21 protein-coding genes and 1 pseudogene are annotated in these 24,866 nt (G+C 35.0%); 16 read left to right on the plus strand and 6 right to left on the minus strand.

The window, feature by feature from the left end; genetic code table 11:
- Positions 1–2 precede the first annotated feature (2 nt).
- The 6 genes from PP175_RS03860 (at position 3) to PP175_RS03885 (ending at position 4,886) form a co-directional block, all read left to right on the plus strand.
- On the plus strand, positions 3–1,340 hold the full coding sequence (locus tag PP175_RS03860) for a phage portal protein (RefSeq protein ID WP_272441524.1): 1,338 nt from the start codon (positions 3–5) through the stop codon (positions 1,338–1,340).
- Positions 1,341–1,525: 185 nt separating this feature from the next.
- On the plus strand, positions 1,526–2,167 hold the full coding sequence (locus PP175_RS03865) for a DUF4355 domain-containing protein (protein ID WP_272441525.1): 642 nt from the start codon (positions 1,526–1,528) through the stop codon (positions 2,165–2,167).
- Positions 2,168–2,192: 25 nt separating this feature from the next.
- On the plus strand, positions 2,193–3,047 hold the full coding sequence (locus PP175_RS03870) for a major capsid protein (protein WP_272441526.1): 855 nt from the start codon (positions 2,193–2,195) through the stop codon (positions 3,045–3,047).
- Positions 3,048–3,108: 61 nt separating this feature from the next.
- Positions 3,109–3,426, plus strand: coding sequence for a phage head-tail connector protein (locus PP175_RS03875; RefSeq protein WP_272441527.1), 318 nt, complete (start codon positions 3,109–3,111; stop codon positions 3,424–3,426).
- An 11-nt stretch (positions 3,427–3,437) separates the two neighbouring features.
- On the plus strand, positions 3,438–3,725 hold the full coding sequence (locus PP175_RS03880; RefSeq protein WP_272441528.1) for a hypothetical protein: 288 nt from the start codon (positions 3,438–3,440) through the stop codon (positions 3,723–3,725).
- A gap of 3 nt (positions 3,726–3,728) precedes the next feature.
- Positions 3,729–4,886 carry an Ig-like domain-containing protein gene (locus PP175_RS03885; RefSeq protein ID WP_272441529.1) on the plus strand — a complete coding sequence of 386 codons (1,158 nt, stop codon included), beginning with the start codon at positions 3,729–3,731 and terminating at the stop codon, positions 4,884–4,886.
- A gap of 948 nt (positions 4,887–5,834) precedes the next feature.
- Here PP175_RS03885 and PP175_RS03890 read toward each other — a convergent pair.
- Positions 5,835–6,599: pseudogene (locus PP175_RS03890) on the minus strand (COG4705 family protein); the annotation flags it as partial.
- 550 nt (positions 6,600–7,149) lie between these two features.
- Between PP175_RS03890 and PP175_RS03895 the strand changes: the two are divergent.
- Both PP175_RS03895 and PP175_RS03900 read left to right on the plus strand, forming a co-directional pair.
- On the plus strand, positions 7,150–7,275 hold the full coding sequence (locus PP175_RS03895; RefSeq protein ID WP_272441530.1) for an SHOCT domain-containing protein: 126 nt from the start codon (positions 7,150–7,152) through the stop codon (positions 7,273–7,275).
- A gap of 89 nt (positions 7,276–7,364) precedes the next feature.
- Entirely contained in the window at positions 7,365–8,966 is a 1,602-nt protein-coding gene (locus PP175_RS03900) for a recombinase family protein (protein WP_272441531.1), read from the plus strand.
- Between the two features lie 28 nt (positions 8,967–8,994).
- Here the strand turns inward: PP175_RS03900 and PP175_RS03905 are convergent, their stop codons facing one another.
- Together PP175_RS03905 and PP175_RS03910 are read right to left on the minus strand one after the other, a co-directional pair.
- Positions 8,995–9,627: a hypothetical protein gene (locus PP175_RS03905; protein WP_272441532.1), complete on the minus strand. Its 633-nt coding sequence runs from the start codon at positions 9,625–9,627 to the stop codon at positions 8,995–8,997.
- Positions 9,628–9,847: 220 nt separating this feature from the next.
- Positions 9,848–10,015: a hypothetical protein gene (locus PP175_RS03910; RefSeq protein ID WP_272441533.1), complete on the minus strand. Its 168-nt coding sequence runs from the start codon at positions 10,013–10,015 to the stop codon at positions 9,848–9,850.
- Between the two features lie 285 nt (positions 10,016–10,300).
- Here PP175_RS03910 and PP175_RS03915 point away from each other — a divergent pair, with 285 nt between their 5' ends.
- The 4 genes from PP175_RS03915 to PP175_RS03930 are packed head-to-tail and all read left to right on the plus strand — an operon-like array spanning position 10,301 to position 13,992.
- On the plus strand, positions 10,301–10,501 hold the full coding sequence (locus tag PP175_RS03915) for a hypothetical protein (RefSeq protein ID WP_272441534.1): 201 nt from the start codon (positions 10,301–10,303) through the stop codon (positions 10,499–10,501).
- Positions 10,502–10,517: 16 nt separating this feature from the next.
- Positions 10,518–11,459, plus strand: a complete 942-nt coding sequence (locus tag PP175_RS03920) for a hypothetical protein (RefSeq protein ID WP_272441535.1) — start codon at positions 10,518–10,520, stop codon at positions 11,457–11,459.
- Positions 11,460–11,474: 15 nt separating this feature from the next.
- Entirely contained in the window at positions 11,475–11,957 is a 483-nt protein-coding gene (locus tag PP175_RS03925) for a hypothetical protein (protein WP_272441536.1), read from the plus strand.
- Complete coding sequence (locus PP175_RS03930; protein ID WP_272441537.1) at positions 11,950–13,992, plus strand: hypothetical protein; 2,043 nt, start codon at positions 11,950–11,952, stop codon at positions 13,990–13,992. The genes PP175_RS03925 and PP175_RS03930 overlap by 8 nt, the downstream gene beginning before the upstream one ends.
- Positions 13,993–14,094: 102 nt before the next feature.
- Here PP175_RS03930 and PP175_RS29825 read toward each other — a convergent pair whose 3' ends face one another.
- The 3 genes from PP175_RS29825 to PP175_RS03945 all read right to left on the minus strand — a co-directional run bounded on the left by PP175_RS29825 (position 14,095) and on the right by PP175_RS03945 (position 15,319).
- Complete coding sequence (locus PP175_RS29825; RefSeq protein ID WP_272443176.1) at positions 14,095–14,172, minus strand: DUF4368 domain-containing protein; 78 nt, start codon at positions 14,170–14,172, stop codon at positions 14,095–14,097.
- 335 nt (positions 14,173–14,507) lie between these two features.
- A complete protein-coding gene (locus tag PP175_RS03940; protein ID WP_272441538.1) occupies positions 14,508–15,014 on the minus strand; it encodes a recombinase family protein in 507 nt (168 codons plus the stop codon).
- A gap of 20 nt (positions 15,015–15,034) precedes the next feature.
- Complete coding sequence (locus PP175_RS03945) at positions 15,035–15,319, minus strand: recombinase family protein (protein ID WP_272441539.1); 285 nt, start codon at positions 15,317–15,319, stop codon at positions 15,035–15,037.
- 1,173 nt (positions 15,320–16,492) lie between these two features.
- On the opposite strand from PP175_RS03945, the gene PP175_RS03950 reads away from it, so the two are divergent.
- Genes PP175_RS03950 through PP175_RS03965 form a run of 4 tightly spaced genes read left to right on the plus strand, consistent with a single transcriptional unit; the run spans position 16,493 to position 24,822 of the window.
- Positions 16,493–17,623 (plus strand): DNA cytosine methyltransferase, encoded by a 1,131-nt coding sequence (locus PP175_RS03950; RefSeq protein ID WP_272441540.1) that lies wholly within the window; start codon positions 16,493–16,495, stop codon positions 17,621–17,623.
- Positions 17,616–20,780, plus strand: a complete 3,165-nt coding sequence (gene drmD / locus PP175_RS03955) for a DISARM system SNF2-like helicase DrmD (protein WP_272441541.1) — start codon at positions 17,616–17,618, stop codon at positions 20,778–20,780. Before PP175_RS03950 ends, drmD begins: the two co-directional genes overlap by 8 nt.
- Positions 20,777–23,134 (plus strand): type IIL restriction-modification enzyme MmeI, encoded by a 2,358-nt coding sequence (locus PP175_RS03960; protein WP_272441542.1) that lies wholly within the window; start codon positions 20,777–20,779, stop codon positions 23,132–23,134. Before drmD ends, PP175_RS03960 begins: the two co-directional genes overlap by 4 nt.
- Entirely contained in the window at positions 23,116–24,822 is a 1,707-nt protein-coding gene (locus PP175_RS03965) for an Eco57I restriction-modification methylase domain-containing protein (RefSeq protein ID WP_272441543.1), read from the plus strand. The genes PP175_RS03960 and PP175_RS03965 overlap by 19 nt, the downstream gene beginning before the upstream one ends.
- The last annotated feature ends 44 nt before the right edge of the window (positions 24,823–24,866 follow it).

Consider the following 24,866-nt stretch of genomic DNA (forward strand, 5'->3'; position numbering starts at 1 on the left):
TTATGATAGAAACCTTAAATTTATGTAGCACAAAGTTCTATAGTGAATTGCCATTTAACAAGCAGAAATATAATTATTATCAGGACAGGCATGACATTCAGGAAAATTATAAAACGCAGGACAGGAGAAGTAATCAAATCGCACAGTGTAATTTCGTTGGCATATTTATCGACCAAGAGACGAGCTATATTCTTGGGAAACCGGTTACTCTCATCCCTAAAAATGGTGATGAAAGTATCATTATGGACATTGATTACAACTTGGCGCATTGGAGTAGAAAGCATAATCAAGCACTATGTACAGATTTGGGCATCTACGGAAAGGTTTTTGAGCTTTATTATATCAATGAAGATGGAGAATTTTGTGCAAGAATTGTGGACCCCAAGACGGGCTATGCGGTGATTGATGAAAATAATGTGGTGACATTGTTTCTTCATTTTTACCGAAAACCCTTTGACTTCAATGAATACGTTGATGTGTATACGCCAAATGAGATTATTACGTATATTAATAACACCTATCAAGAAGTAAGTAGAAACGTGAATATTTTTGGAAGAGTCCCCGTTGCCTTTTGCCATATTAACAGGACAATTTTCGATATGATTAAAAGCTTGAATGACAGTTTTAACATAACGCTCAGTAACGGGGTAAATGAAAACTCAGACCTGAGAAGTTCATTTTTAAAGATTACGGGAGCGGTTGTTAAAGAAGAAGATATCCAATTCTTTGATAGCAAAGGGATTATTAATGTTCCCAAGGATGCCAATATTGATTTTTTAATAAAAGAATTGAATGATGCCTTTTTGAAAACGATTCTGCAAGAGTTAAATGACAAAATATATGAGTGTACAGGCCATATCAACTTCTCCCAGCAGCCAACTAGCAACACCAGCTCTCTTGCCTTGAGGGGAAGGCTTATCACATTGGAACAACGTTGCCAATTAATGAGTGACAGTATAGCGGATATCATAAGTACACGATTGAAGTTTCTCTTTCAGTATTTAAAAATTAGAGACAATAAAAGCTATGATTACAAAAACGTTGATATCCGATTTACACCAAACGTTCCGACTGATTTACTCATGCTGAGCAATATGATTTCGCAATTAGGAGGGGTAGAGTTAAGTCAAGAAACGAAATTGTCTCTCTTACCTTTTGTGGAAAATCCTCGACTTGAAATGCAGAAAATCAAATCAGAACGTCAAAATAACCTTAACGCGGATGCTTTTGTTAACCCCTATGACCAAGCTAACGGTAATGATAATAACGATACTGTACCGGATAATGGCGTTCCGAGTGATGTCCCCAATTTTAATATTGGAGTAATAGGTGACGAATAAGCAATAAGAGACGCAAACAAACAAAATAGTCCTGCAGGGGACAAGCGTAAGAGCAGAAACGGCATGGAAACCATGTCTTTTTTTATTGTCTTTTTTGGTAATTTACAGACGTTAAAGAATAAATTACAAAATACTAGGAACTTGATAGGCTTATATAAACTGTCAAGGGCAAAAGGAGGATAAGGATGGCCATTGAAAATTTTGATGAGGTAAAAAGCTATTTTGAAGCAAACAAGGATAATGAAGAAGTGAAAGGCTACATGAAGGGATTAATTTCACTTGATGGGGTTAAAAATTTCTTAGAGTCAAATGAAGAGGGGAAAAAGTATCTCCATTCTTATGCGGATAGTAAAGTGACGAAGGGCATAGAAACATTCAAGCAAAACAATCTTACCAAGCTGGTTCAGGAAGAAATCAAAAAAATGAATCCAGAACTGGACCCCAAGGACTTAAAACTCCAGGAGCTACAGAATAAATTTGAAGCGTTAGAAAGAGAAAAGACTAGAGAAACGTTGACGAATCAAGCGTTAAAAGTAGCCACTGAGAAGAAGTTACCGTTAGATTTAGTGAATTATTTCTTGGGACAAGATGAAGAATCTACCTTACATAATTTATCTGCACTGGATACGTCCTTGCAAGCTTATACCCAGTCTGTCAGAGATTCGATTTTAAAAGAAGGCTCATACGTTCCGCCATCACATAATCATACGCTAGCAACGGAAACCATTACGCAAGCAGAATATGATAAGAACAAAAATAACCTGGACTGGTACAGCAAAAATAAAGGGAAGGTTCTGGAATCCTATAAGCAAGGATTAATCAAATAAAAATTGAAAGGAATAGGTGATTTAAATGGCTAATAATTTTTTACAAGAAACCGTATCAAGAGAGGTGCTTTTAGCACAGAGGAACGCGTCCATCGTTAGACAGTTTTGTACGACGGAATATGAAGGCGAGGTAAAGGGTTTAGGTACTACGGTACGAATTAATACGTTAGTGCCGCCTACATTGTATGATACACAAACCAATCCTCTAAACAGACAGGCAGACCAGTTAGATTCTACAGCTTTATTGCTAACCATCGAAAGAGACAAAAACTACAAATTCGAAATCCAACATAAGGATATTGCAGAGGGTATGCCATCCGGAATGTTCGAAAAGTCGTTGTATGATATTGGCGTTCAAATTGCGAGGGATGCAGACAAGCTTGTGTTGTCTAAGTATACCGATATTGTGAATTCCGCGCACATCATCCCTAAAACATCCGTAGATAAAACCGATATTTATGATTACCTGATTGATTTAGACGTGAAAATGACAGAATTAGAAATACCCGTGGCTGGCAGAGTGGTTGTCCTCCCTCCAAGAATTGCAGGGTTGCTTGCTAAAGATAATACAATCCGATTAGCCTACGAACAAGCTAGTAATGTTATCAATGGCTATGTGACAACCGTCGGTAACTTGACGATCGTTCAGTCGGTGGATGTCCCCATTAAAAAGGTCGCAAGCGTCAATGATTCATGGGAATGTTTAGCGTTTGTTGCCGGACGCACGCTGGCACATGTTACAGGATTTGCAGAAAATAAAGTGATCGAGAGTCAATACAATGCTAACAGCTTTAGCGATATCGCAATGGGGCAAATTTGTTCCGGTGCAAAAATTGTGATGCCCCAATATGCTGTGCTTGCAGAAATTGCCTATACATAATCTACATATCAGGGAAGGGGTGCAACGCCCCTTCCTATCTATTTAATTAGGAGGCGATGTCATGAATGATCCATTAAGTTTAGTAAAGATTTTATTGCAGATAGACAGTTCAGATACCAGTAATGACGTCCTTTTAAATTTCTATCTTACAAAAGCTAAAAATGCCATACTAAAATACTGTGTCATGACCGAAGAGGACTATTTTGCTGTAGATTTAACCAATCAGACAGCAGAATTGGCTTTATACTTCTATCAAAATAAAAAGTCTTTAGGGCTTAAAGACATGACTGAAGGAACGAGAAGTAAAACGTACATAGAAGAAGCGATTCCTCCAAGCATTTGGGTTACATTACCGCTGCCGAATATCGTATTATCGTAAGGTGGTGTCCTATGTTTGATGATACCGTTATACAAATACTAGGGAGTAGCCCTACAAACACAGCCATGAAACAAATTGTAGGAGACGTTCAAGAGCCACAAGGACAACGGACTACATATATAGAAGTTGAAAAACTCAAATTTGATATTCACAAATGTTTATTCATCGATTATATTGAGCCGCTCATTGATTTATCAACGTTTTTAAAAATTGAGGGATTCATCTATAAGGTTTTGAAGATAAAAACATACAGTGATTATATGGAAATCTATTTATACAAGGTAAGAAGGCAGGTGTAACAGATGCCACTTCTAATGGATGACATGTTCGATTTTCTCCTTTTTGAAAAAGGCGAGGATATTATTTACAATGGAATACCTGCAAAGGCATTACTACTAGATGCTAGCAGCGAGATTAACTATGAAGATGATAAGGAAATGATTACGGACTTTCTCTTTAAAACAGGTGACAGGATACAATACCAAAATGTTGATTGGTTTATTATCGGTCAGGTGAATAAACATCAATCTTTTAAAACATACAGAAGTAGGATTCGAAAAGTAGAACAAAGTTTTAAAATGATTTTAAATAACAGAGTAGAAGTATTTCCCGCCATTTTTGAACCGGCTACACAATCCATTTCCACATCTGCAACCATCAGTGTTTGGTCTGGAAATTTGAAAGCCATTATTCAGGATACCGATTTAGCAAAAAAGATTGCCATTAATCTAGAGTTTCTCAAGATGGGTGCTAAATGGAAAGTGGATGGATTTACAACGGAACATGCGGGTTTGAGAACCCTTTATTGTGAAAAAGTCTCGCTCGGAAGCAACGATGACCAGGTTAATGAAATTGCTGATACGAATTTATTGGCTCATTATAGCTTGGCAATATCGAATGGAAGTGCCATTCAAATGGGCGTAACCCAAACGCTTCAGCTTAATGTGGTAGCTACTGCCACGATAGGAGGAACCCTATCTGCTTTGACAAATCCAGTCATTAATTTTGTTAGTTCCGATCCAACAAAAGCTAGAGTGGATGCCAATGGACTCGTCACGTTCTTAAATACCGGAAACGTCAATATAACGGCAACATTAGGGATAGATAATGGTTTGGATCAGCCTGCCACCAGTAGCATTGCGATTACCATCGTTTCTTCACCGCAAGACAATTATACAATAGATATCGTGAATGCCATTGGTGTCTCGATAGCAAACAATGCAACCAGAACATTTGTGGGGAACAGAAAAAATAATGGTTTTGATGTACCGAATAGCCAATTCGATTTTGAAGTCATACCTGGAACGACGCCAACTACGAAATACACGCTTACGATTATAAATGATACAAGCTGCACCATTAAATGTTTAGGCTATCCTTATACAATCACATTAAGATGTTATGACCGGAGTAATCGGCTCTTGTATATTGATAAATCAATTGGCTTAAAGGCTATTTAATCGGTAATCCAACGATTATATCCAAAACATAATTCAGCTTACTTTTTCGTTTGTATTTTTAATCCAAGTTGAAAAATAGTTTTTTTCCTATCTCAATAAGGAAAAACCAGCCGTTTGTCAATTAGCTGGTTTTTCTTTTTTTTAACTATTTGCTCCGTTTATGACACTAAGCGAATTATTAAGTGCCGTTTTATTTTGGTTAGCATCAGGGTTTCCAGAACGAGCTGCTGCTAATACAACGTCAATGGTTCCATCGATTTTGGTCCATGTTACGCCATCCATTTTTCGAAGCTTAGGCTCCGCTGCATCCCAATCATGTTCTAGTTGGTCTGCATCTGTTTTTGCCGTTGCAAAGTCGTTCTTGTTTATAGCATTTAGCATATCGTTTTCAATTTTAACAAAATCATTTAATTGTCCAGCTAATTTATTTTTGGAAGCAACAGTTTGCGATTTTTCAGCTACAGTAGCTTGCGAAGAAGCAGCTTTTGCTGCTATTTTATTTGCTCCATTTAATACACTAAGTGAATTATTAAGTGCCGTTTTATTCTGGTTGGCATCCGGGTTTCCAGAACGAGCTGCTGCTAATACAACGTCAATGGTTCCATCGATTTTGGCCCAAGTTGTGCCGTCTATTTTTCGAAGCTTAGGCTCCGCTGCGTCCCAATCATGTTCCAAAGTATCCGCACCTTTTTTTACTGAAGCAAAATCCTTTTTGTTTACTGCATTTAGCATATCATTTTCGATTTTAACAAAATCATTTAATTGTCCAGCCAATGAAGATTGTGAAGAAGCTGGCACAGCTTGTGTAGAATCGGATGATCCTGCGACATTATTGTTTAATTGAACATAACCGCCAATACCAACAGCTAAGAAAAAGATCAGTGTCACAATGGTTTGTAACAGAACATTTTTCTTGCTTCCGTTTGTTTGGTTTGTTTCTGCCGTTTCACTTTTTGTTGTATCAATTTTTGTAACAGCAAGAAAAACAATGATTGCTAAAATAGCTACAAGAAAAATGACACTCGTAATGGTTGTTCCTAAACCTAATGCACCATTAATTTTTGGCTGAGATAAGTAATCTCCTAACGATGCTCCAAGTGGGCGAGTAAGAATATACGCAATCCAGAAAGCTAATATTGCATCAAGTTTCGCTTTATACGCCAAGAATATGCAAGCGATGATTATAATTACGGATATTCCTGTTCGTAGATAACCAAGACCTAGTTGTTCGGAGAATAAATCACCGACTGCTGTTCCAAGTGCAAATGTGAAAAGGATGGTGAGCCAATAATAAACTTCTCTTTTTTTGGTAAAAATTGAGTGTATCGAGAGTGTTTTTTCACTAAGATACCAAAAAAGAAACGTTAATCCGAGCAGTACGGAGAATACTGCGGTACTTGTTTAAAGAGGTACCCCAAGATTGTCCGTTAAGTTATCAGTTACCAAAGTTCCAAATACACTAATAAGCACAACCGTTAGCCAATAAATGCCTGCATTGTATTTCCTTGCTCTAAATTGAAAAAACAATGCAATAAAAAATGCTATTCCCATAATGATGGTAGTGTTACCTAAACCCAAACCAAGGTTGAAATTTATGAAGTCAGCAAATGTTTCACCGACAGTTGTACATAAAACCTTGATTATCCAAAAGAAGATAGTAACTTCTGGCACCTTGTTAAGTAAAATTTTTAAATTATTTTGATTCGTTTCCAAACTATTTCTCCTTTTTTACAGTTTTTCAACAACTTTATTTTATTTCTCCTTGTATCAACACAAAGATACATGCTTTTTTAAAACCATGTTATAGTAAGATTAAAATAGTAAGATTAAAATATAGTGAAAAAATTAACGGAAGCCTGCTATGATTTATTGCCAATTTGCGCCCCAATTTCTTTTATTTCACTTATGGGCTGATGTAACTTCTTTAGGACCTAGTGGTTTGTCCACTTGAAAAATTCTTCGAATTGGGGTAATGTCCTTTTCTATGCGTAAAAGACCCTTAAGTTAGATCCTCTGATAAAGAAATAAATCAAGATAGAAGCAAAAGTAAAAAATAAAAAGAAAAGGAAAAGGTAAAAAATTATTAGCTATCAGGTTCGACTATCTATCTGATGAAATCAATAGCTTATTTTTCTCTAACGGAGATCAATCGATAGTTCAATTAACCGCCTAATTATGGGCGGTTTTTTCTTTTGGTCAAAAACCAACAGCAATTTATATCAGTACATTTGTTTTAAAAATTTGTATCCTGGAGGGGGATAGAATGAATAAAGACAGAACAGATTATTTGCTTAGCTTACATATTTTACATGAATTAAAGAGGATGAATCTCATTTCCGAAGAGGAATTTATGGCAATTGATCGGGAGAATCAACGATCATTTAATTAATTGGAAGAATAAAGAAATGACTTGCTTGGTTGGTACACCAATTATACCATGTGTGTGTAATCAGAATATAAGAGGGAGGCGTGATACGAATGGCCAAAGTAGTAAAAGTTATTCCGGTGAAATCAGCCGAAACAATGGAAGGGGAATTTCAAAAGGTAAAGAAAAAAGTGGCAGCTTACTGTCGGGTAAGCACCGATTCGGAAGAGCAGAAGGAAAGCTATGAGAATCAATTGAATCACTATACACATCATATCCAAAGTAATTCGGATTGGCAGTTCGTAGACATCTACGCTGATGAAGGCATTTCCGGAACCAATACGAAAAATCGAACAGAATTTAAACGGATGATAGAAGACGCAAGAGCTGGCAAAATAGACTTAATCCTAACAAAGTCGATATCCCGCTTTTCACGGAACACGATGGACTTACTAAAATATGTGCGTGAGTTACGGAGTAAAGGGATCGCGGTTTTATTTGAAAAAGAGAACATCAACACATTGGATTCTGCCGGAGAAGTATTCCTTACGATATTCAGCTCCATTGCACAGGATGAAAGCCGGAATATCTCAGAGAATTCAAGGTGGGGGATAGTAAAGGGATTTCAAAACGGAAAAGTATTTTGCAATACCGCACGCTTCCTTGGCTATGACAAAGATAAAAATGGAGAGTTAGTTATAAATGAGGAAGAAGCAAAGATTGTCAGGAAAATTTATCAGGAATACCTAGAGGGAAAAAGCTATCAGGCTATTGCAAATGGGCTTGAAGCAGACGGTATTACAACGGTAACAGGAAATAAAAAATGGTGGGATTCAACCATCACAAAGATTCTAACCAATGAAAAATATTATGGAGCCTTATTACAACAGAAAACAGTAACGGTTGATTTTCTTACCCATAAACGTGTAAAAAATGCGGGGCAGGAACAACAGTATTACATAGAAGAGAACCATGAACCGATTATCTCCAAAAAAATGTTTGAGAAAGTACAAGATGAGAAAGAACGGAGAGCATTGTTGAAGGGAAACTTACAAGGAAACCGGCAAAAGTATTCCAGTAAATATGCTTTCAGCGGAAAAGTGTTCTGTGGAAATTGCGGGAATATCTATAAACGCCGAACATGGAACAGCAACAATGCTTCAAAGAAAATTGTGTGGCAATGCAAAACCTATATTAATGAAGGAAAAGATTCATGTGATGCGAAAGCAGTGGACGAACAAGTATTACAGGAAGCTTTTGTTCGGACATTCAATAGAATAAAAGCAGATAAGGATGGCTTTATAGAAACCCTGTACAATAACATTGAGAAAGTGTTGGCGAAACAAGCAGGAGCTGCCGTAATTCAAGACACTGAAGCTAAAATGGAACAGATAAAATCTGAGCTTAGAGGTTTGGTGCAACTACAGATTCGAGGGCAGATTGATGAAGAAGTCTATAATGAAGAGCAAAACCGGATGTCGCAGGAACTGGATGAATTACGGATGAAACGGTTAGAACTGGATAAGGAACAGCATGGGAAAGAACAGTACAAGCAACGGGTGCAGGAAATTATCCAGACCATTCAGAGTAAGCAGGGCTTGCTAGAACAATTTGATGATGACATATTCAATGCGTTGGTAGAGAAGATTGAGATTCTCTCGCCAACGCATTTTGTATTTATATTGAAGAGTGGAATGAGAGTGGAGGAAAAATAGGGGACAAATTAAAATACTGGATTAAACTTTATAAATTGTTAACCTCTATTAACAAATATTTGAATAAGCCATGGTTAACATTACTGAGATTAGAATAATCTTTCCAGCCAAGGTGATAGCGACCACTTATTGTTAAGGATTCCCCATGTTTATTAATAGTACTAGGAGCCGTGTCCTCTTTCCATCTTAAAACTCCTGTAAGAAGTCTACCATGCTGTATACGAAAGTCTCTGTCTTTTGTTTCCCCTTCTTTCCATTCCCGCCAATATCCATTGTCATTTGTTAACATTATTACATATCCTATCGTTTGTTCACATTCTCTCACAGTATGTTCAATTCGCTGCAGATCCCCTACTACTAGGAATCTGTTATTTGCCGGAGCACCATGTTTTTGCAAATTAAATATCTCATTATTGTAAGTAATGCTTGTTTTCTTTGTTTTATATTTTAGTTCAATTGCTATATTAATACCTTCATCAGTTCTTACCCAAATATCTATATGAGTTCTTCCTTGAAAAACATGTGGATTATATTCAAGTCGTAATTGATATTGAGGGTGTTTCTTGTGTATTTCCCATGCTAGTGCATGTTGAAAATCTGCTTCTGAATAAAACACGGGTCTTTCATAAGAAAGTGAATTTAATATCTCATGAAGATTCATTGGCTTCACTCCTAATCATAAATAAAATTCATGTCTTATTTTCTCGTATTCTCTTTTTTGTTTGCCAAATAGAAAAGGACTGCAGTCTACGTTCTAGTAGGAGGTTCATATTCAAGCAGAATGTTTGGAATCAAGAACTCGCTACTTTTTTTCCGGAAAGTTTACTAAGCAACATGTGCACCGAGTAGAATAAGTGAGCGGGCTACTTTTATGTATTTTTTCATGATGCATCCCCTTTCTTTTTCGGACGCAACGTTAATTGATAATCAGGTTCCGCTTTTGATAAAACAATCATTCCGTTCTCTATCTTTAGTTCAACTGGGCGACCGTCTAACTTTTCTGCGAACGAGTCGGGCAGCTTGATTTTTCCGTTTTCATCTACGTTCATGTTATCACTTCCCTTTTTATTCCATGATAGCGGTTATGTCCTTTATCTTCAATTGATTGAACAATTAAAATAGCACATATACCATATAACTGTAATTCAACGACAAATATTTCTGCATTTTAAAAAAGAAAGATGTTATGGTCGGCATATCTGATAAAACACGCAAGGTGATTAGTTAGAAATTGTACAAATAATAGTGTTATTAAAATGAGTGTTATCAACAAATAGATACTATTATATGGTAAGATTTACATAGTCCATATGTTTTATAATGGAGTGATTATTATGAATTTATTGGAGTTAGAAGAACTCCTTGAAAAAAGAGAATTTATATACTACGGTAGGACAAAAATCAATATCTTAAAAATTTATAGACCCTTTAATTTAATTGATGTTACGTATGAAAATGATTCTTCTATTTTTACTATAGATGTAATTGCTTTAGAAGCTACGCCAAGTAAAGAAATTAGATTTAAATATATATAGGAGGACCAATGGTAATATGTTGAAATTAATGAACAAAGAGTTAAGTGGGGATTTATGGGAAGTGATTTGTGATAGTTGTTACAGAATAAGGTATCAGGATGAAGGATATCAAAAAGTACCTCCTACACACAAAGGTGACTTTGGAGTAGAAGGTTATACTCATAGTGGCATTGTATATCAGTGCTATTACCCTGAAAAAGAATATACTGATGATGAACTTTATAAAAAGCAACGTATTAAAATGACCCAAGACATAAATAAATTAATTAGTAATGGCGAAGGGTTAAAAAGCATTGGAATTGTAAACGTCAAAGAATGGCATTTCGTTGTACCAGAATATAGGGATAAGAGAATTTTAAAGCACCGTACTGATAAGAAAAAAGTTGTGATCGATGCAAAAAATAATAATGGTTTAGATTATATAGATAAAGACTTTAATATTTTAATTAAAACTGAAGAAGATTTTTTTCAGGAAATAAATACATTAATAAACCTAGAAAATAATTTCAAATATGACTTTTCATACAGACATACCGGAGAAATTAATTGGAGTGATTGTCAATCTGAAAAGGTAGATAATATTAAAAGAAAGCTGAAGGCTATAATGACATCAAAAGGTAATGATCTTGATGAAGACCGATTTAATCGTTTAATAAGTATCTATGTAAGTTATTATACAAAGGGAATTGAGATTTTAAACCAATTAAGAATATCAAATCCAGAGTTGTATGAGAGTATAACTAATATATCTCATACATTTAAAATAGAGGCACAAGTAAAATGTGATATGAATTTAGATAGATCTATCAATGGAGAACTATTTAATGAAATATTGAAAGATTTTGAGGTTAAGTTAAGTCAAGCTTTTGGTAAAATAATGACGATTACATCTGTAGCAGAATTAAAAAATGATTTGGTTAGCGGTTGGTTAGCTGATTGTCCTATGGACTTCAGATGATATAGGAGTGGAAGAATGAGCTCAATAATACCAGATAAAGTGAAGGGTGTAAGTTTTACTAAAAGACCAGGTCCAGTCCCTTATAGCTACAGAATAATTTATAAGGTATCACAGATAGCCTTAATACTTTTCTACTGTTGTGGAAGAAAAGCTTGTTCATTGCAAAAGGTTCACATAGTTGCAACAGCGTTAAGTTCTAAAAGTGAAATGGACAAACTCCTTCTATTTTTAAAAGGAAGCGAGAAATCAATAATTTTAGTCAGATTTGATCCAGCGATAAATAGGGCGATTGATTTTGCACTTGCTGAGGGTATAATTCTAAGGCAAAAAAATGGGCTATTTAAATTAACTGAAAAAGGAAAAGAATATATTGTTGAAGTCATTAAAGATAAATCTTTGTTCATTTTTGAGAAAAATAACCTCGAACAAATTGGGTTAAAACTCACTGAAGATAGAATAAATCAATTAATATCAACCTGGAGTGGTTCGGATGTTTAGAATAAATAGATTAAGAATAAATGTAAAAACCTCATCTGGTGATTTTGGTTTTGATGAAAAATTTGATAAGAGAGTTAATTTCATTGCTAGTTATGGGAATACCCAGGGGAAAAGCTCGTGTATTGAAGCATTTTATTATTGTTTGGGCTTAGAGGAATTAATTGGTGGAAAAAAAGAGAAATCATTAAAACCAGTTTTTAAAAAGAGTTTAAAGTATAAAGGTGCGGAAATTCCGGTGTTAGAATCGAATTTTTTTTTGGAAATACAAAACGGAAATTCTAATATCATAACTATTTATAGAGCTGCCAATAAAAAGAATTTTGATTCAAATCTAATAACGGTATATTTCGGCGATATGATCCAACTAGATAAGGGAATCATACGTTCAGAAGATATGTATTTACATTCCCAGGGTTCAGCAACAAGTATAAAAGGCTTCCATATGTTTCTTGAAAAGTTTATAAACTGGAAATTACCCGAAGTCCCCACTTACGATGAGGTAGATAGGAAACTATACCTTCAAACAGTATTTTCAACTATTTTTATTGAACAAAAAAGAGGATGGGCAGATTTATTTGCAACATTACCAACGTATTTTAAGGTCAAAGATCCTAAAAAAAGAATAATAGAATTCCTTATTGGTTTAGATTCTTTAAAGAATGAAAAATTGAGTCAGAAGTATAAGGTTTTAGAAACGGAGTTAATAAATACATGGAAAGAAAAGTATAAGAATATAAGCGAGGTACTGAAGAAAGCAAACTGTAAAATATATGGAGTTCCATCACTACCTACGGTGTTAGACGAAAGATTCACAAATCAATTGAGTATATTTATAGTTCAGGAAGACGGAAAGGAAATTATTGCAAAAGATTATATTGAGGGATTACACAATAATATTGAAAAGCTGAATAAAAAGAATATAAAAGTCGGAGATAATGTAGATGATTTACAAAATGAATTATTATCTATCAAAGATAAAATCAGTAAGTACGAGAAAATCATAACCGATAAACGCAATGAATTGGTTTATGCGAATGGAAGTATAGAGTCAATAATACATAGTCTAGAAATTATTAATAAAGATATTTTAAACAACAAAGATGCCTTAAAGTTGAAAAATTTAGGTTCCTCTGAAGAGTGGTTAATAAATAAAAATATATGCCCTACATGTCAGCAGAAAATTCATGATAGTTTGTTACCTCAGAATATTGAGTTTGACTTTATGACTATAGAAGAGAATATAAAACATTTAGAAGCACAAAAGAAAATGATGGATTTTGCAATTGATTCCCATAAACGTAACAAAGAAAATGTTGTTGAGGATTTGATATATCTGGAGGAAAAAATAGTATCTTTCAGAAAGATTGCTAACTCAATTGTTAATGATATTTATTCAAATGATGAAAATATATCTGAAACAATTATTCGAAAAAAGCTAATGATAGAAAGTGAAATTGATTTACTCGAAGAAAACATAAACATTGTTAACTTAGAATTACCTATCTTTAAAGGTTTATCTGAACAGTGGAGAGAATTATTAAAAAGCAAAAATTCTTTGCCCAATGATAAATTTACTCAATCGGATTTAACAACTCTAAAGAGTCTGAGAGATTTCTTTGTATTTAATTTGGGGAAATTCGGATACTCCAGTATATTAGATATGTCTACTATACAAATTAGTGATAATAAATTATTGCCTTCAACGGAAGGGTTTGATATGAAGTTTGATTCATCAGCAAGTGATAATATTAGAGCCATCTGGGCATTTACTTTAGCATTAATGCAAACATCAAATAAATTTAATGGAAATCACCCTAATATATTAATATTTGATGAACCGGATCAGCAGAGTGTAATCATTGACGATATGAAAAACCTTTTTGAAACGTTAATCAATTTAAAGGATAACTGCCAAGTAATATTCGGTATTACACTAAAAGATGAAGAAACTAGGAAAGTAATATCTAACCTAAACAAAGATGAATTTAAATTAATATTGTTTAATGACTATGCAATTAGGCCTCAAAAAAGCTAACACATGTATATCCTTTTTACTGTCTCGACACATGTGGAGTGCTGTGCGTTGATAAAATTGATTAAATAAAGAGCAGATGGGTTCTAGAATCGATAAAAGATTCTAGAACCCATCTGCTTTTATTTCAATTCTCTCAATAAAGCGGTGAAGTGTTTCGGAAGTTAATTCTTGAAATTGAATAAATGCATCTACTGTTGTTTAATTTCATTGAATGCTAATTCATCGTTATTAGTTTCAAGTGAAGATTTCAATCGCTCAATCTTATAATTAATATTATTAATTTGGTCATTGATATCACTAACAAATTCATCATAGTCTGCCTTTGAGATTTTTTCATCAATAAACAAATTAAGAGATTTCTTTTTCCGTTGTTTCAGTCCGTCTAATTCCTTCTCAAAGGCTCTAATTTGCTTTTCTGAGTTTTTTTTTCTGTTGGTTCAGTTTTGCTTCAAGGGTTTGCAAAATTTCTTGATTGTCCAAAATTGAGGCGAGATTTTTTAAGTCATTGAGAATTGCTAATTTAAGTCAGCTTCTCTAATTAAATGATCACTGTATGCTTTTAAACCATGTTTGTTGTAGTTTCCGCACATATAGCCCTTACGGTTCTTTTTAAAGTGCATTCCACGTCCACAATCCGCACAGTAAGCAGTGTTAGTAAACAGATGCATTTCTGCCTGAGGACGGGTCCTTTTTCTGCTATTCATTAATTGTTGAACAGCTTCAAAATCGCTTTTCGATATAATTGCCTCATGTGTATTGGGGACAATAATAAGTTTTTCTATATCAACTTGGTCTCGATTTTTATTTGTAACACTTCTCGTCGTAGATCGTCCCTGGACTAGATCTCCTGTATAATGCGGATTTTCCAGAATTATTATAATTGTTGAAACATGCCACTTATCAGTAGCATTTTTCTTACCAGCCACTTGACCAGGTGTTGGAAACCCGCCTTCATACAATTCCCTCGCTATACGATCAAAGCCCTTACCAGAAACATTGTCGCGAAAGATTCCTCTTATCACATCAGGTGTTCCGTCGGAACCTACATAAAGTTTTCCGTTTTGACAGTGTAACCATATGGAGGGTTAGATCCTTTGAAAAATCCTCTTTGTGCACGGCTTCTTAAGGCTGCTTTTACACGTTGGCTTGTCCTTTGCGACTTCTGTTCGTACATCCATGCATAAATACCAAACATTTGACCGTTACCTTCTAATGTGTTTATTGCATTATCTAAGGTAATAGTATGAATTTTACTCTGTTCAGCGATGTCACGAATCTCATAAGATAAGCGACCGTTACGAGCTAAACGTGAGAGTTCTTTCGTCAAGATTACATCAAACTTTTTTGCTTTCGCATCAGCAATTAGTTTGTTGCAACTGGACGTTTTTCAGTAGTTCCACTTTCAACATAATATAAAAGTTATGAATGTCCCAACCCTTATCAGAAATATATCGGCATAAATAGATCCCTTTGATTTCCTAGAGAAGCTTTTTGTTCTTCTTTATTGGTCGAAACCCTAACATATACTGCATATCTCATAAAGCTTCTTTCCCTTCTAAATGAGATGTAGTAGTGTTCACCTTATCTTGAGAATAATAATTGTCTACCAATCTGTCAATTATCTCATTTATTACAGACTGTAAAGTATCATGAAGTGTAATGTTTGCCTGTTCATTAAAAATTTCTTTCGATATTCATTGGAGTTCCCCCTCATTAAGATGGGGTCTAGACCCAATGTTATCTATAGTATCCTCAGCTGATTTTTTGTGATAATTATAGCCAAGAACTCCTAAAACAATATGTCTCTGTCTCGCGTGATTGACAATGATAGATGAAACTGGTGATCCTAAATTTAACGTTTTAATTAATGAATTCCTTTAAATATCTCTTAATTTCGTCTGATTTCATAAAAAATGGCCTATAAGGGTAAAAAAATTATAAAAAATTTTAAGGAAGTAGTAGGTGTAGTTAAGCTTTCGACTAATAAAGTTCGGTGCCCCACCCCATATTTTCTCTCAAATATATTGAATAGCAACGGATCAGTCTTGCCTACATTGTTATGTAATGTAAACAGCTTAAAATAGAAATAATATGTGAGTACTAGAAATTGAAAAATGTGAAACCTACTTTTTGAAACAAGGAATTCTTTGCCACAGTTTATTAATGGTTTCATGTTTGGGAGTAGATTTTTATGAAAAAATTTAAGATATTAATGAAACTACATAATATTTAGAATGACTTTTGGGGTGTTTGAAATTTCTTTGAATAATGTGTTGTCTTGTTTGAAGTTCGTAAAATGTCGTTGGCTATTATTTGATAACGACAATGACTCTCTCATTTAGTAAAATATTATTATCATTAAAAGATTTAAGGATCACTATCTCATTATTCATTACTTAGAAGAGTGAACTGGAAAAAGACAAATCAGTTAGTTTATCTTGACTTATAATTTCAATTTTATTATGAAAGCTGATGTATTTTTTAGGGGGAAGGAGCTCTAATGGCAGTAAAAGAAATAGATTTAAGAAAAAATATAAAAGGAATTACACCTAAAAGAAAAGTATATGCAGTTGATTTATTCTGTGGGGCAGGAGGGTTAACTCATGGATTAGAAAGGGCTGGAGTGGATGTTCGTTTAGGAATTGACATTGATCCTGCATGTGAATTTCCTTACACGGCAAATAATAAGGCAAAGTTCTTTCTAAAGTCTGTTCAGGAACTTGAATCAGAGGATGTAAGTCGATTCTTCCGTAAAAACGGAATTCATTTACTAGCAGGGTGCGCACCTTGTCAAACATTCTCAACTTACAACCAAAAAGCCAGTCAGGATGATAAACGCTGGTGGTTATTAATGGAATTCTCAAGACTTATTAAGGAGATTAATCCAGAATTGGTAACAATGGAGAATGTACCAAATTTAGTAGATCAAAATGTTTTTAAGGATTTTGTGAATGAGTTAGAGCAATTAGATTATTTTGTAAGTTATCGAATTGTAGATTGCTCTGACTATGGTCTTCCTCAGCAGCGAAACAGGTTGGTATTATTAGCCTCAAAATTTGGACCAATCAATTTATTATCACCTGAAATATTTGGTGAAGAACCAATGACTGTTCGTGATGCAATTGGGAATCTACCCCCAATTGAAGCAGGAGAAGTATATGAAAATGATCCATTACATCAGACACCTACGCTAAGCCCAATTAATTTGCGCCGAATAAAAGCATCACGTCCAGGAGGGACTTGGCGAGACTGGGATAAAGACCTTCAGGCAGCTTGCCATAAAAAAGATACAGGAAAAACTTACCCTAGTGTTTATGGGAGAATGCGATGGGATGCTCCAGCTCCAACCATGACAACTCAATTCTTTGGTTATGGGAATGGAAGATTTGGACACCCAGAGCAAGATAGAGCTATCTCTTTGAGAGAAGGAGCAATATTCCAAAGTTTTCCAAGAGACTATAAATTTGTTCCACCAGGAGAGCCTATTATTAAGAAACGTATTGGTAGATTAATTGGTAATGCTGTTCCTGTTAAACTTGGAGAAGTTATTGGATTAAGTATTCACTCCCATGTAAGTAAGAATATAAAAACAGTACAAAAATATTTTAGGGAGCAAATGGCAAATGGTTAAATCAAAAGTAAAGGAAGACCACATTTATAGTCGTTCTGTTCCATCTCCAGGGCAGCTGGTTGAAGTTCGAAGGAGACAGTGGGTTGTAAGCGAAGTCCAGGGTTCATCACTAGAACATACTAAATCTCAACATCTTGTTTCTCTAACTTCAATTGATGAAGATTCAAATGGTGAGGAATTACAAATAATTTGGCAATTAGAACCTGGTGCAAAAATAATTGAAAAGGCTGGACTCCCTAGAATAACAGGTTGGGATTCATCTGATCAAATGGACGCATTTCTTGATGCAATACGTTGGGGGGCCTCTACAAATGCAGATAGATCTTTTCTACAAGCTCCTTTTCGTAGTGGGATTACAATTGAGGATTACCAACTTGACCCATTAGTAAGAGCTGTTGATATGGCCAGAGTAAATCTTTTGATAGCAGATGATGTAGGTTTAGGTAAGACAATCGAAGCGGGCTTGGTTATCCAGGAACTGCTACTTCGTCATAGAGCAAGATCCGTCCTGATTATATGTCCTGCCTCTCTTCAATTGAAGTGGAAATCAGAAATGCAAGATAAATTTGGACTTGAGTTTCGTGTAGTAGATACTGATTATGTAAAACAATTGAGAAGAGAACGTGGTATACATACAAATCCATGGACTTCATTTCCTAGATTAATTACTTCAATGGATTGGATGAAAAATGGAGAGGGTCTACGACTAATAAAAGATATTCTACCACCACAGACAACTTATCCTCGGAAGTTTGATATTTTGGTTATTGATGAAGCTCATAATGTAGCACCATCAGGAGCTTCAAATTATGCAGTGGAGAGTCAGCGAACCAAATTAATTCGTATGATTTCTCCCCACTTTAATCATCGATTATTCTTAAGTGCTACTCCGCACAATGGATACCAAGAATCATTTACTTCATTACTTGAGTTACTTGATGATCAACGGTTTGCTAGAACTGTTATGCCTGAAGAAAACAAGCTACAACAGGTAATGGTTAGGCGTTTGAAAAATGATATAGTTGACGAAAAAGGGTTACCTGTTTTCCCTGTTCGACAACTTGAGGGACTAGAAATAGATTATTCAACTGAGGAAATAGAAATCCATAATTTGCTCCAGGAATTTATCAATCATAGAAATAGGCATGTGAATCAAACTAAATATGGTGTAGATTTTATACATACTTTATTAAAGAAAAGACTCTTTTCATCGCCTATGGCGTTTGCAACTACACTTTCAAAATACAGGAATAGTTTAGAAAACGGGAGCGTAAAAAAAAGAGAAAATAGTTCAATGAGAAACCGTATCCTTCATAATGCGATATTACGTACTAAAGATGATTATTCGGATGATTATCAGTTAGAAGATGCATTACATGAGGTTATTGAAATTGTTAGTGAAGATGTAGATCCTGTAAATAATAAAGAACTTCAGATATTAGATAAGCTTTCAAATTGGGCTGAAACAGCAAAGTATAGAACAGATTCAAAGGCTGAGGCAATACTAGATTGGTTAAGAGCACATCTAAAAAATGGTAATCAGTGGAACAACAAAAGGGTTGTTTTGTTCACAGAGTATAGAGCAACACATGCATGGCTTCATCAAATATTAGCGAGCAATGGGTATGGTGGAGATCGCTTAATGTTTCTCCATGGAAGTATGCTAACAGAAGAACGTGAACGTGTTAAAGCTGCGTTTCAGGCAGATCCGAATATTTCTCCGGTACGTATTTTATTAGCAACTGACGCTGCGTCAGAGGGAATTGATCTTCAAAACCATTGTAATTACCTAATTCATGTGGAAATTCCTTGGAATCCAAATGTCATGGAACAGCGAAATGGTAGAATTGATAGACATGGACAAAAGGAAAAATTTGTTTATATTTGGCATCCAGTCGGTAAAGGTTTTAGTCAGGGTGGAACTAACCATAAGAACAATTCTAAGGTAGTAAGTGATCATGAATTTTTGATGCGTGCAGCCTTGAAGGTAGATAGAATTCGTGAGGACCTTGGAAGTGTTGGGGCTGTTATTGCACTACAAATAGAAGAAGCGATGTTAGGAAATCGAAAAACATTAGATACAAATGCTGCTGAGACTAAAGCAGCAAAAAGTAGGAAATTCATTAGAGCCGAACGTCAATTGAATGAAAGAATTTCTCGTTTACACGATAAGCTTTTGGAGGCAAAGGAAGACTTTCATCTTTCTCCAGGAAATATATATAACACTGTAAAAATAGCTTTAGAACTTGCAGATAAACCAAATCTAGTACCTGTCAATTTGCATGGTGTGCCGAAGGGAAAAGTATTTGAAGTTCCAACTTTACCTGGTTCTTGGGGAAGGGCGACAGAAGGGCTTGAGCACCCACATACTGGTGAAAGAAGACCTATCACATTTGACCATGATATTGCAAAAGGCAGGGACGATATAGTTCTTGCTCACTTAAATCATAAACTGGTTCAAATGTGTCTACGCTTATTACGTGAAGAGGTATGGAAGCTGGATGATATCAAAAAGTTAAACCGCGTCTCAGTTAGAACTGTACCAAGTAAACAATTGGAAAATCCAGCAGTTCTTATTCAGTCACGTTTAGTAATAACGGGTGGGGATCATCATAGAATTCATGAGGAATTAACACTTACAGGAGGTCTGCTCAAAGAAAAAGGATTCACACGTATATCCAAGGTAAGTAAAGTTGAATTTCTATTGGATTCATCTATACCAATTGAGCCTAGCATTAGTTTATTCGATTTTCTAAAACAAAGATTTGAAAGTAATGAAGAAGCGATCATTTCGACAGTGGAAGCGCGGTCTCAAGATCGTTTGAAATTTTTAGAAAACAATATTGAGCGTCGAGAAAAAGCTGAAATAGAGGATATAACAACAATTTTGGATGACTTAGAGAAAATTATTGAAAGAGAGATTAACGAGCAAAAGACTGAACAATTACAATTTGAATTTTGGCCCGATGACCAAAGGAATCAACTTCGACGTGATGTAAACGCTTTGCGAGCAAGATTGTCTAGGATTCCTGAAGAAAAGAAATTAGAAATAGCAACAGTACAAGATCGTTATTCGAATTTAATCGACCGGACCTTTCCTGTCGCTGTTGTATTTCTAGTACCAGAATCTCTATTAAAAGGAGATGATAAAAAATGAAAAATTTTTCTCGACACCATGAATGGTTTTCCTTGATTGAGATTTCAGGACCTTTCTTGTCTGTTCCTGTTCTAGATAAAGTTTTTCCACAAGGTTTGGATATTGTTGAAACCAATACACGTAAACATTTACGTTCAGCCTATGAAGAATGGTGGGAATCTGTAGAAAACGATGACCCGGAACTATCTGAGTTACATTTGGAATGGGTAAACCTTGTTTTAACAAAGGTTCTTGAATATGATGATGAAGTTTTGTTTTTTAATCAAGAGATAAAAGACCCTTATTACTTACTACAACCTGATGGTAATAACAGGTTCTATCCCGATTATTTAGTAAGGGGTGATGAAAATGAAAAACCACTTTTATTTATTTCAATTCAAGAACCAAAAAAGGATTTATTTAATTTAGGAAATAATGAGGGTTGGTATATCTCAATAATGGAACGAATGACAATGTTGTGTAAAAGTCATGGAGTACCTCTTGGATTAGTAACAAATGGAGAACAGTGGATGTTTGTCCATACACCAACTGAAGATATCTCAGGACATGTTTCATGGTATTCCCGTTTATGGTTTCAAGAACCAGCTACACTTAAAGCATTTCAATCATTGTTAAGTGTTCGAAGATTTTTTGGACCTGATGATGAGAAAATAGATGCTTTACTATTAGAATCATTAGAATCTCAAGAAGATGTCACGGAAACTTTGGGAGAACAGGTTCGTAGGGCGGTAGAGGTGCTTGTACAGGCACTAGATAAGGCTGATGAAGATAGGAATCGTGAGTTGTTAAAAAACGTTACACCTGAAGAGTTGTACGAGGCTGGTTTGGCTGTAATGATGCGATTAGTATTTATTCTTTGTGCCGAAGAGCGTGGCTTGTTATTACTAGGAGACCCAGTATATGATCAATTTTATGCTTTATCCAGTTTGAAAAGTCAATTATCTGAGGATTCGGATAGGTTTGGTCCCGAAGTTTTGGAAAGACGTCACGATGCGTGGACAAGATTACTTACACTATTTCGTGTAGTTTATGCAGGGGTAGAACATGAATCACTTCGTCTTGCTCCACTAGGTGGCACATTGTTTGACCCAGATCGATATCCGTTCCTAGAAGGTAGACAAAAAGGTAGTGACTGGACAAAAGATTTAGCAACTCCTATACCTATTGACAACAGGACTGTACTACTATTATTAAATTCCCTTCAAGTTCTAGAACAACATGGTGGAGCAATTTTTCTATCTTATAAGGGCCTTGATGTTGAACAAATTGGGCATGTTTATGAAGGGCTTCTAGAATATACTGTTGTACGTGTTCCTGAGGTAACATTGGGTTTAATCGGATCCCAAAAAGCTCAAAATCCAAATGTTCCTTTATCTTTACTTGAAAAAGCAATTAATAAGAGTGATGGGATTCTGATTAATTTAATTAAAGAAAAAACTGAAAGATCCGATTCAGCCATACGTAATTCAATAAACAAAAGTTTAAATGAAGATGAGTTATCAAGTTTAATTAAAGCATGCGGGGGAGATTTAGATTTAGCTGAACGTATTCGTCCATTTATGAAGTTACTAAGAACTGATGCGTGGGGTTCTCATATTGTTTATCGGGAAAATTCGTTTATTGTAACCTTAGGTATTGAGCGTAGAGAAACGGGTACTCACTATACCCCTAAATCGTTAACAGAATCTATTATATCCACCACATTAGAGCCACTCGTTTATAATGGACCATCTGAAGGAATGAAACGTGAGGAATGGAGAATTAAATCATCTTCAGAAATACTAAATCTTAAGATTTGTGATATAGCTATGGGGTCTGGTGCTTTTCTTGTCCAAGCTTGTCGATGGCTTGCTCAACGTTTAATTGAAGCATGGGCATTAGAAGAGGAAGAGGGTAAAGTTGTATCAATTCACGGAAACATAACTAGAGCTATTGAAAAAGAATTAATGCCGACACAAACGGATGAACGTCTTCTAATTGCAAGAAGAATTGTGGCAGAAAAATGTTTGTATGGTGTAGATTTAAACCCAATGGCTGTGGAACTTACTAAACTATCAATATGGTTAATTACATTATCAAAAGGCCGTCCATTCGGATTTTTGGACCATAATTTTCGATATGGAGATAGTCTTTTAGGTATTTACGACATTGATCAACTAAAAAAATTAAGTTTGTTCCCAAGTAAGGATGAGCAGCAGTTAAGAATTTTTGGAAATCAAATAGAAGAAACAGTTAACAAAGTTATAAAACTTCGTAAGAGTATTCGTGGAATAAATATTATTGATATAAACGATGTTAAGGCAATGGTTAAACTTGATCAAGAAGCTAGAAAAAAATGCAAGATATTGAATTAATTGCAGATGCAATGATGGGGGAAGCTTTAAGATTTGGTGATAATAGTCGATACTTAAACGGAGCGTTAGATACTTTATCCTCTGAAGCGTGGGAGTTAATAAAAGGGAACATAATAATTAGAGAAAACCTGAAAAAAAGAACACTTGATTCATTATTACAGGCATCAAAAAATAACAAGTTATTACGTAAACCTTTCCACTGGCCATTGGAATTCCCAGAAGTATTTACAACTGATGGTGGTGGATTTGATGCAATCGTAGGTAATCCTCCATTTATGGGTGGACGAAGAATGAGGGGCTCACTTGGAGATGGTTATGTTAAATGGTTATCTACATCTTGGCCTCATGCTAGTTTGAATGCGGATCTAGTTTCTTTTTTCTATCTAAGAGCTACCGCATTACTTAAAGTTTCAGGTGAATTTGGGTTGTTGGCTACCAAAACTATAGGTGAAGGTGATACAGCAAGAACAGGTCTTTCATATATTGTTGTAAACGATAAAATTAGGATTCGGCATGCATGGTCGTCATTTACATGGCCAGGAAAAGCGTCTGTGACAGCTGCACTAGTGGTAGGACACAAAGGAGATTGGAAAGGATTAAAAGTTCTTGATGGTAATATTGTAAAATCTATTTCACCTGCATTGGATGACCAAGAGGGATGGGGAGAAGCTAAAAGTCTCAGTGCTAATAAAGATAAGAGTTATCAGGGGTCAGTTTTAAGGGGGAAAGGCTTTATACTCTCAAATGATGAAGTCAATTATTATCTTAAGATTAGATCAGAAAATAAGGAAGTGATTTTTCCGTTTTTAAGTGGAGAAGATATCAACTCTCATCCAAAGCAAAAAGCTAGTAGATGGACAATTAACTTCAAAGATTTAGATTTGGAAGAATGTAATAAAAAATGGCCTGAATTACTTGAACGTTTAAGAAAACTTGTAAAGCCCGAAAGAGATAAAGGTAGAAATGAAGAAGACAGAAAAAATTGGTGGCAACATTGGAGAAAACGAGATAAACTTTATAATCAAATAAAAGAGAAAGATCAGGTTTTCGCGATTTCTCGAGTTACTAAGTATGTAATGATAACGAGTGTAAATACAAATCAGGTATTTAGTGATGCTGTGGTTGTACTTGATTTACCATCTTGGGCTAGTTTTTCAGCATTACAATGTTCATTCCATGAGCTTTGGGTCCGACGGGAAAGTTCATCTATGAAAAGGGATATAAGATACACACCTTCTGACAGTTTTGATACCTTTCCTTTTCTGCATTTAATTTACGAAAGTTTAGAATCTATTGGTAAAAAATATCATAAATTAAGACAACAAATAATGTTGAGTAGAAATGAGGGCTTAACCCAAACATACAACCGTTTTCATAATCCTGGGGAACAATCAGATGATATAAAAAAATTACGCAAATTACATGTTGATTTGGATAAGGCTGTTGCAAAGGCATATGGTTGGGAAGACCTAAAGTTAAATCATAATTTCTATGAGACAAAGTATGGTATTCGCTATACTATTTCAGAAGATACAGCGAATAAAGTAATACAACTACTTTTGAAACTGAATCATGAACTTTGTAAGGAAGAAAGTAAGTTTGCTAGTAAGATAAAAACAAAATCTAAAAAAAGAAAGCCACTTCCAAATTCAAAAAAAGGTGAAATTCAACTCAATTTGTTTGAATAAAAAATTAAGTTGACTACAAATTTGATGTGAAACCTATAATTTAT

The organism is Aneurinibacillus sp. Ricciae_BoGa-3, assembly GCF_028421645.1.
Classification (GTDB): Bacteria; Bacillota; Bacilli; order Aneurinibacillales; family Aneurinibacillaceae; genus Aneurinibacillus_B.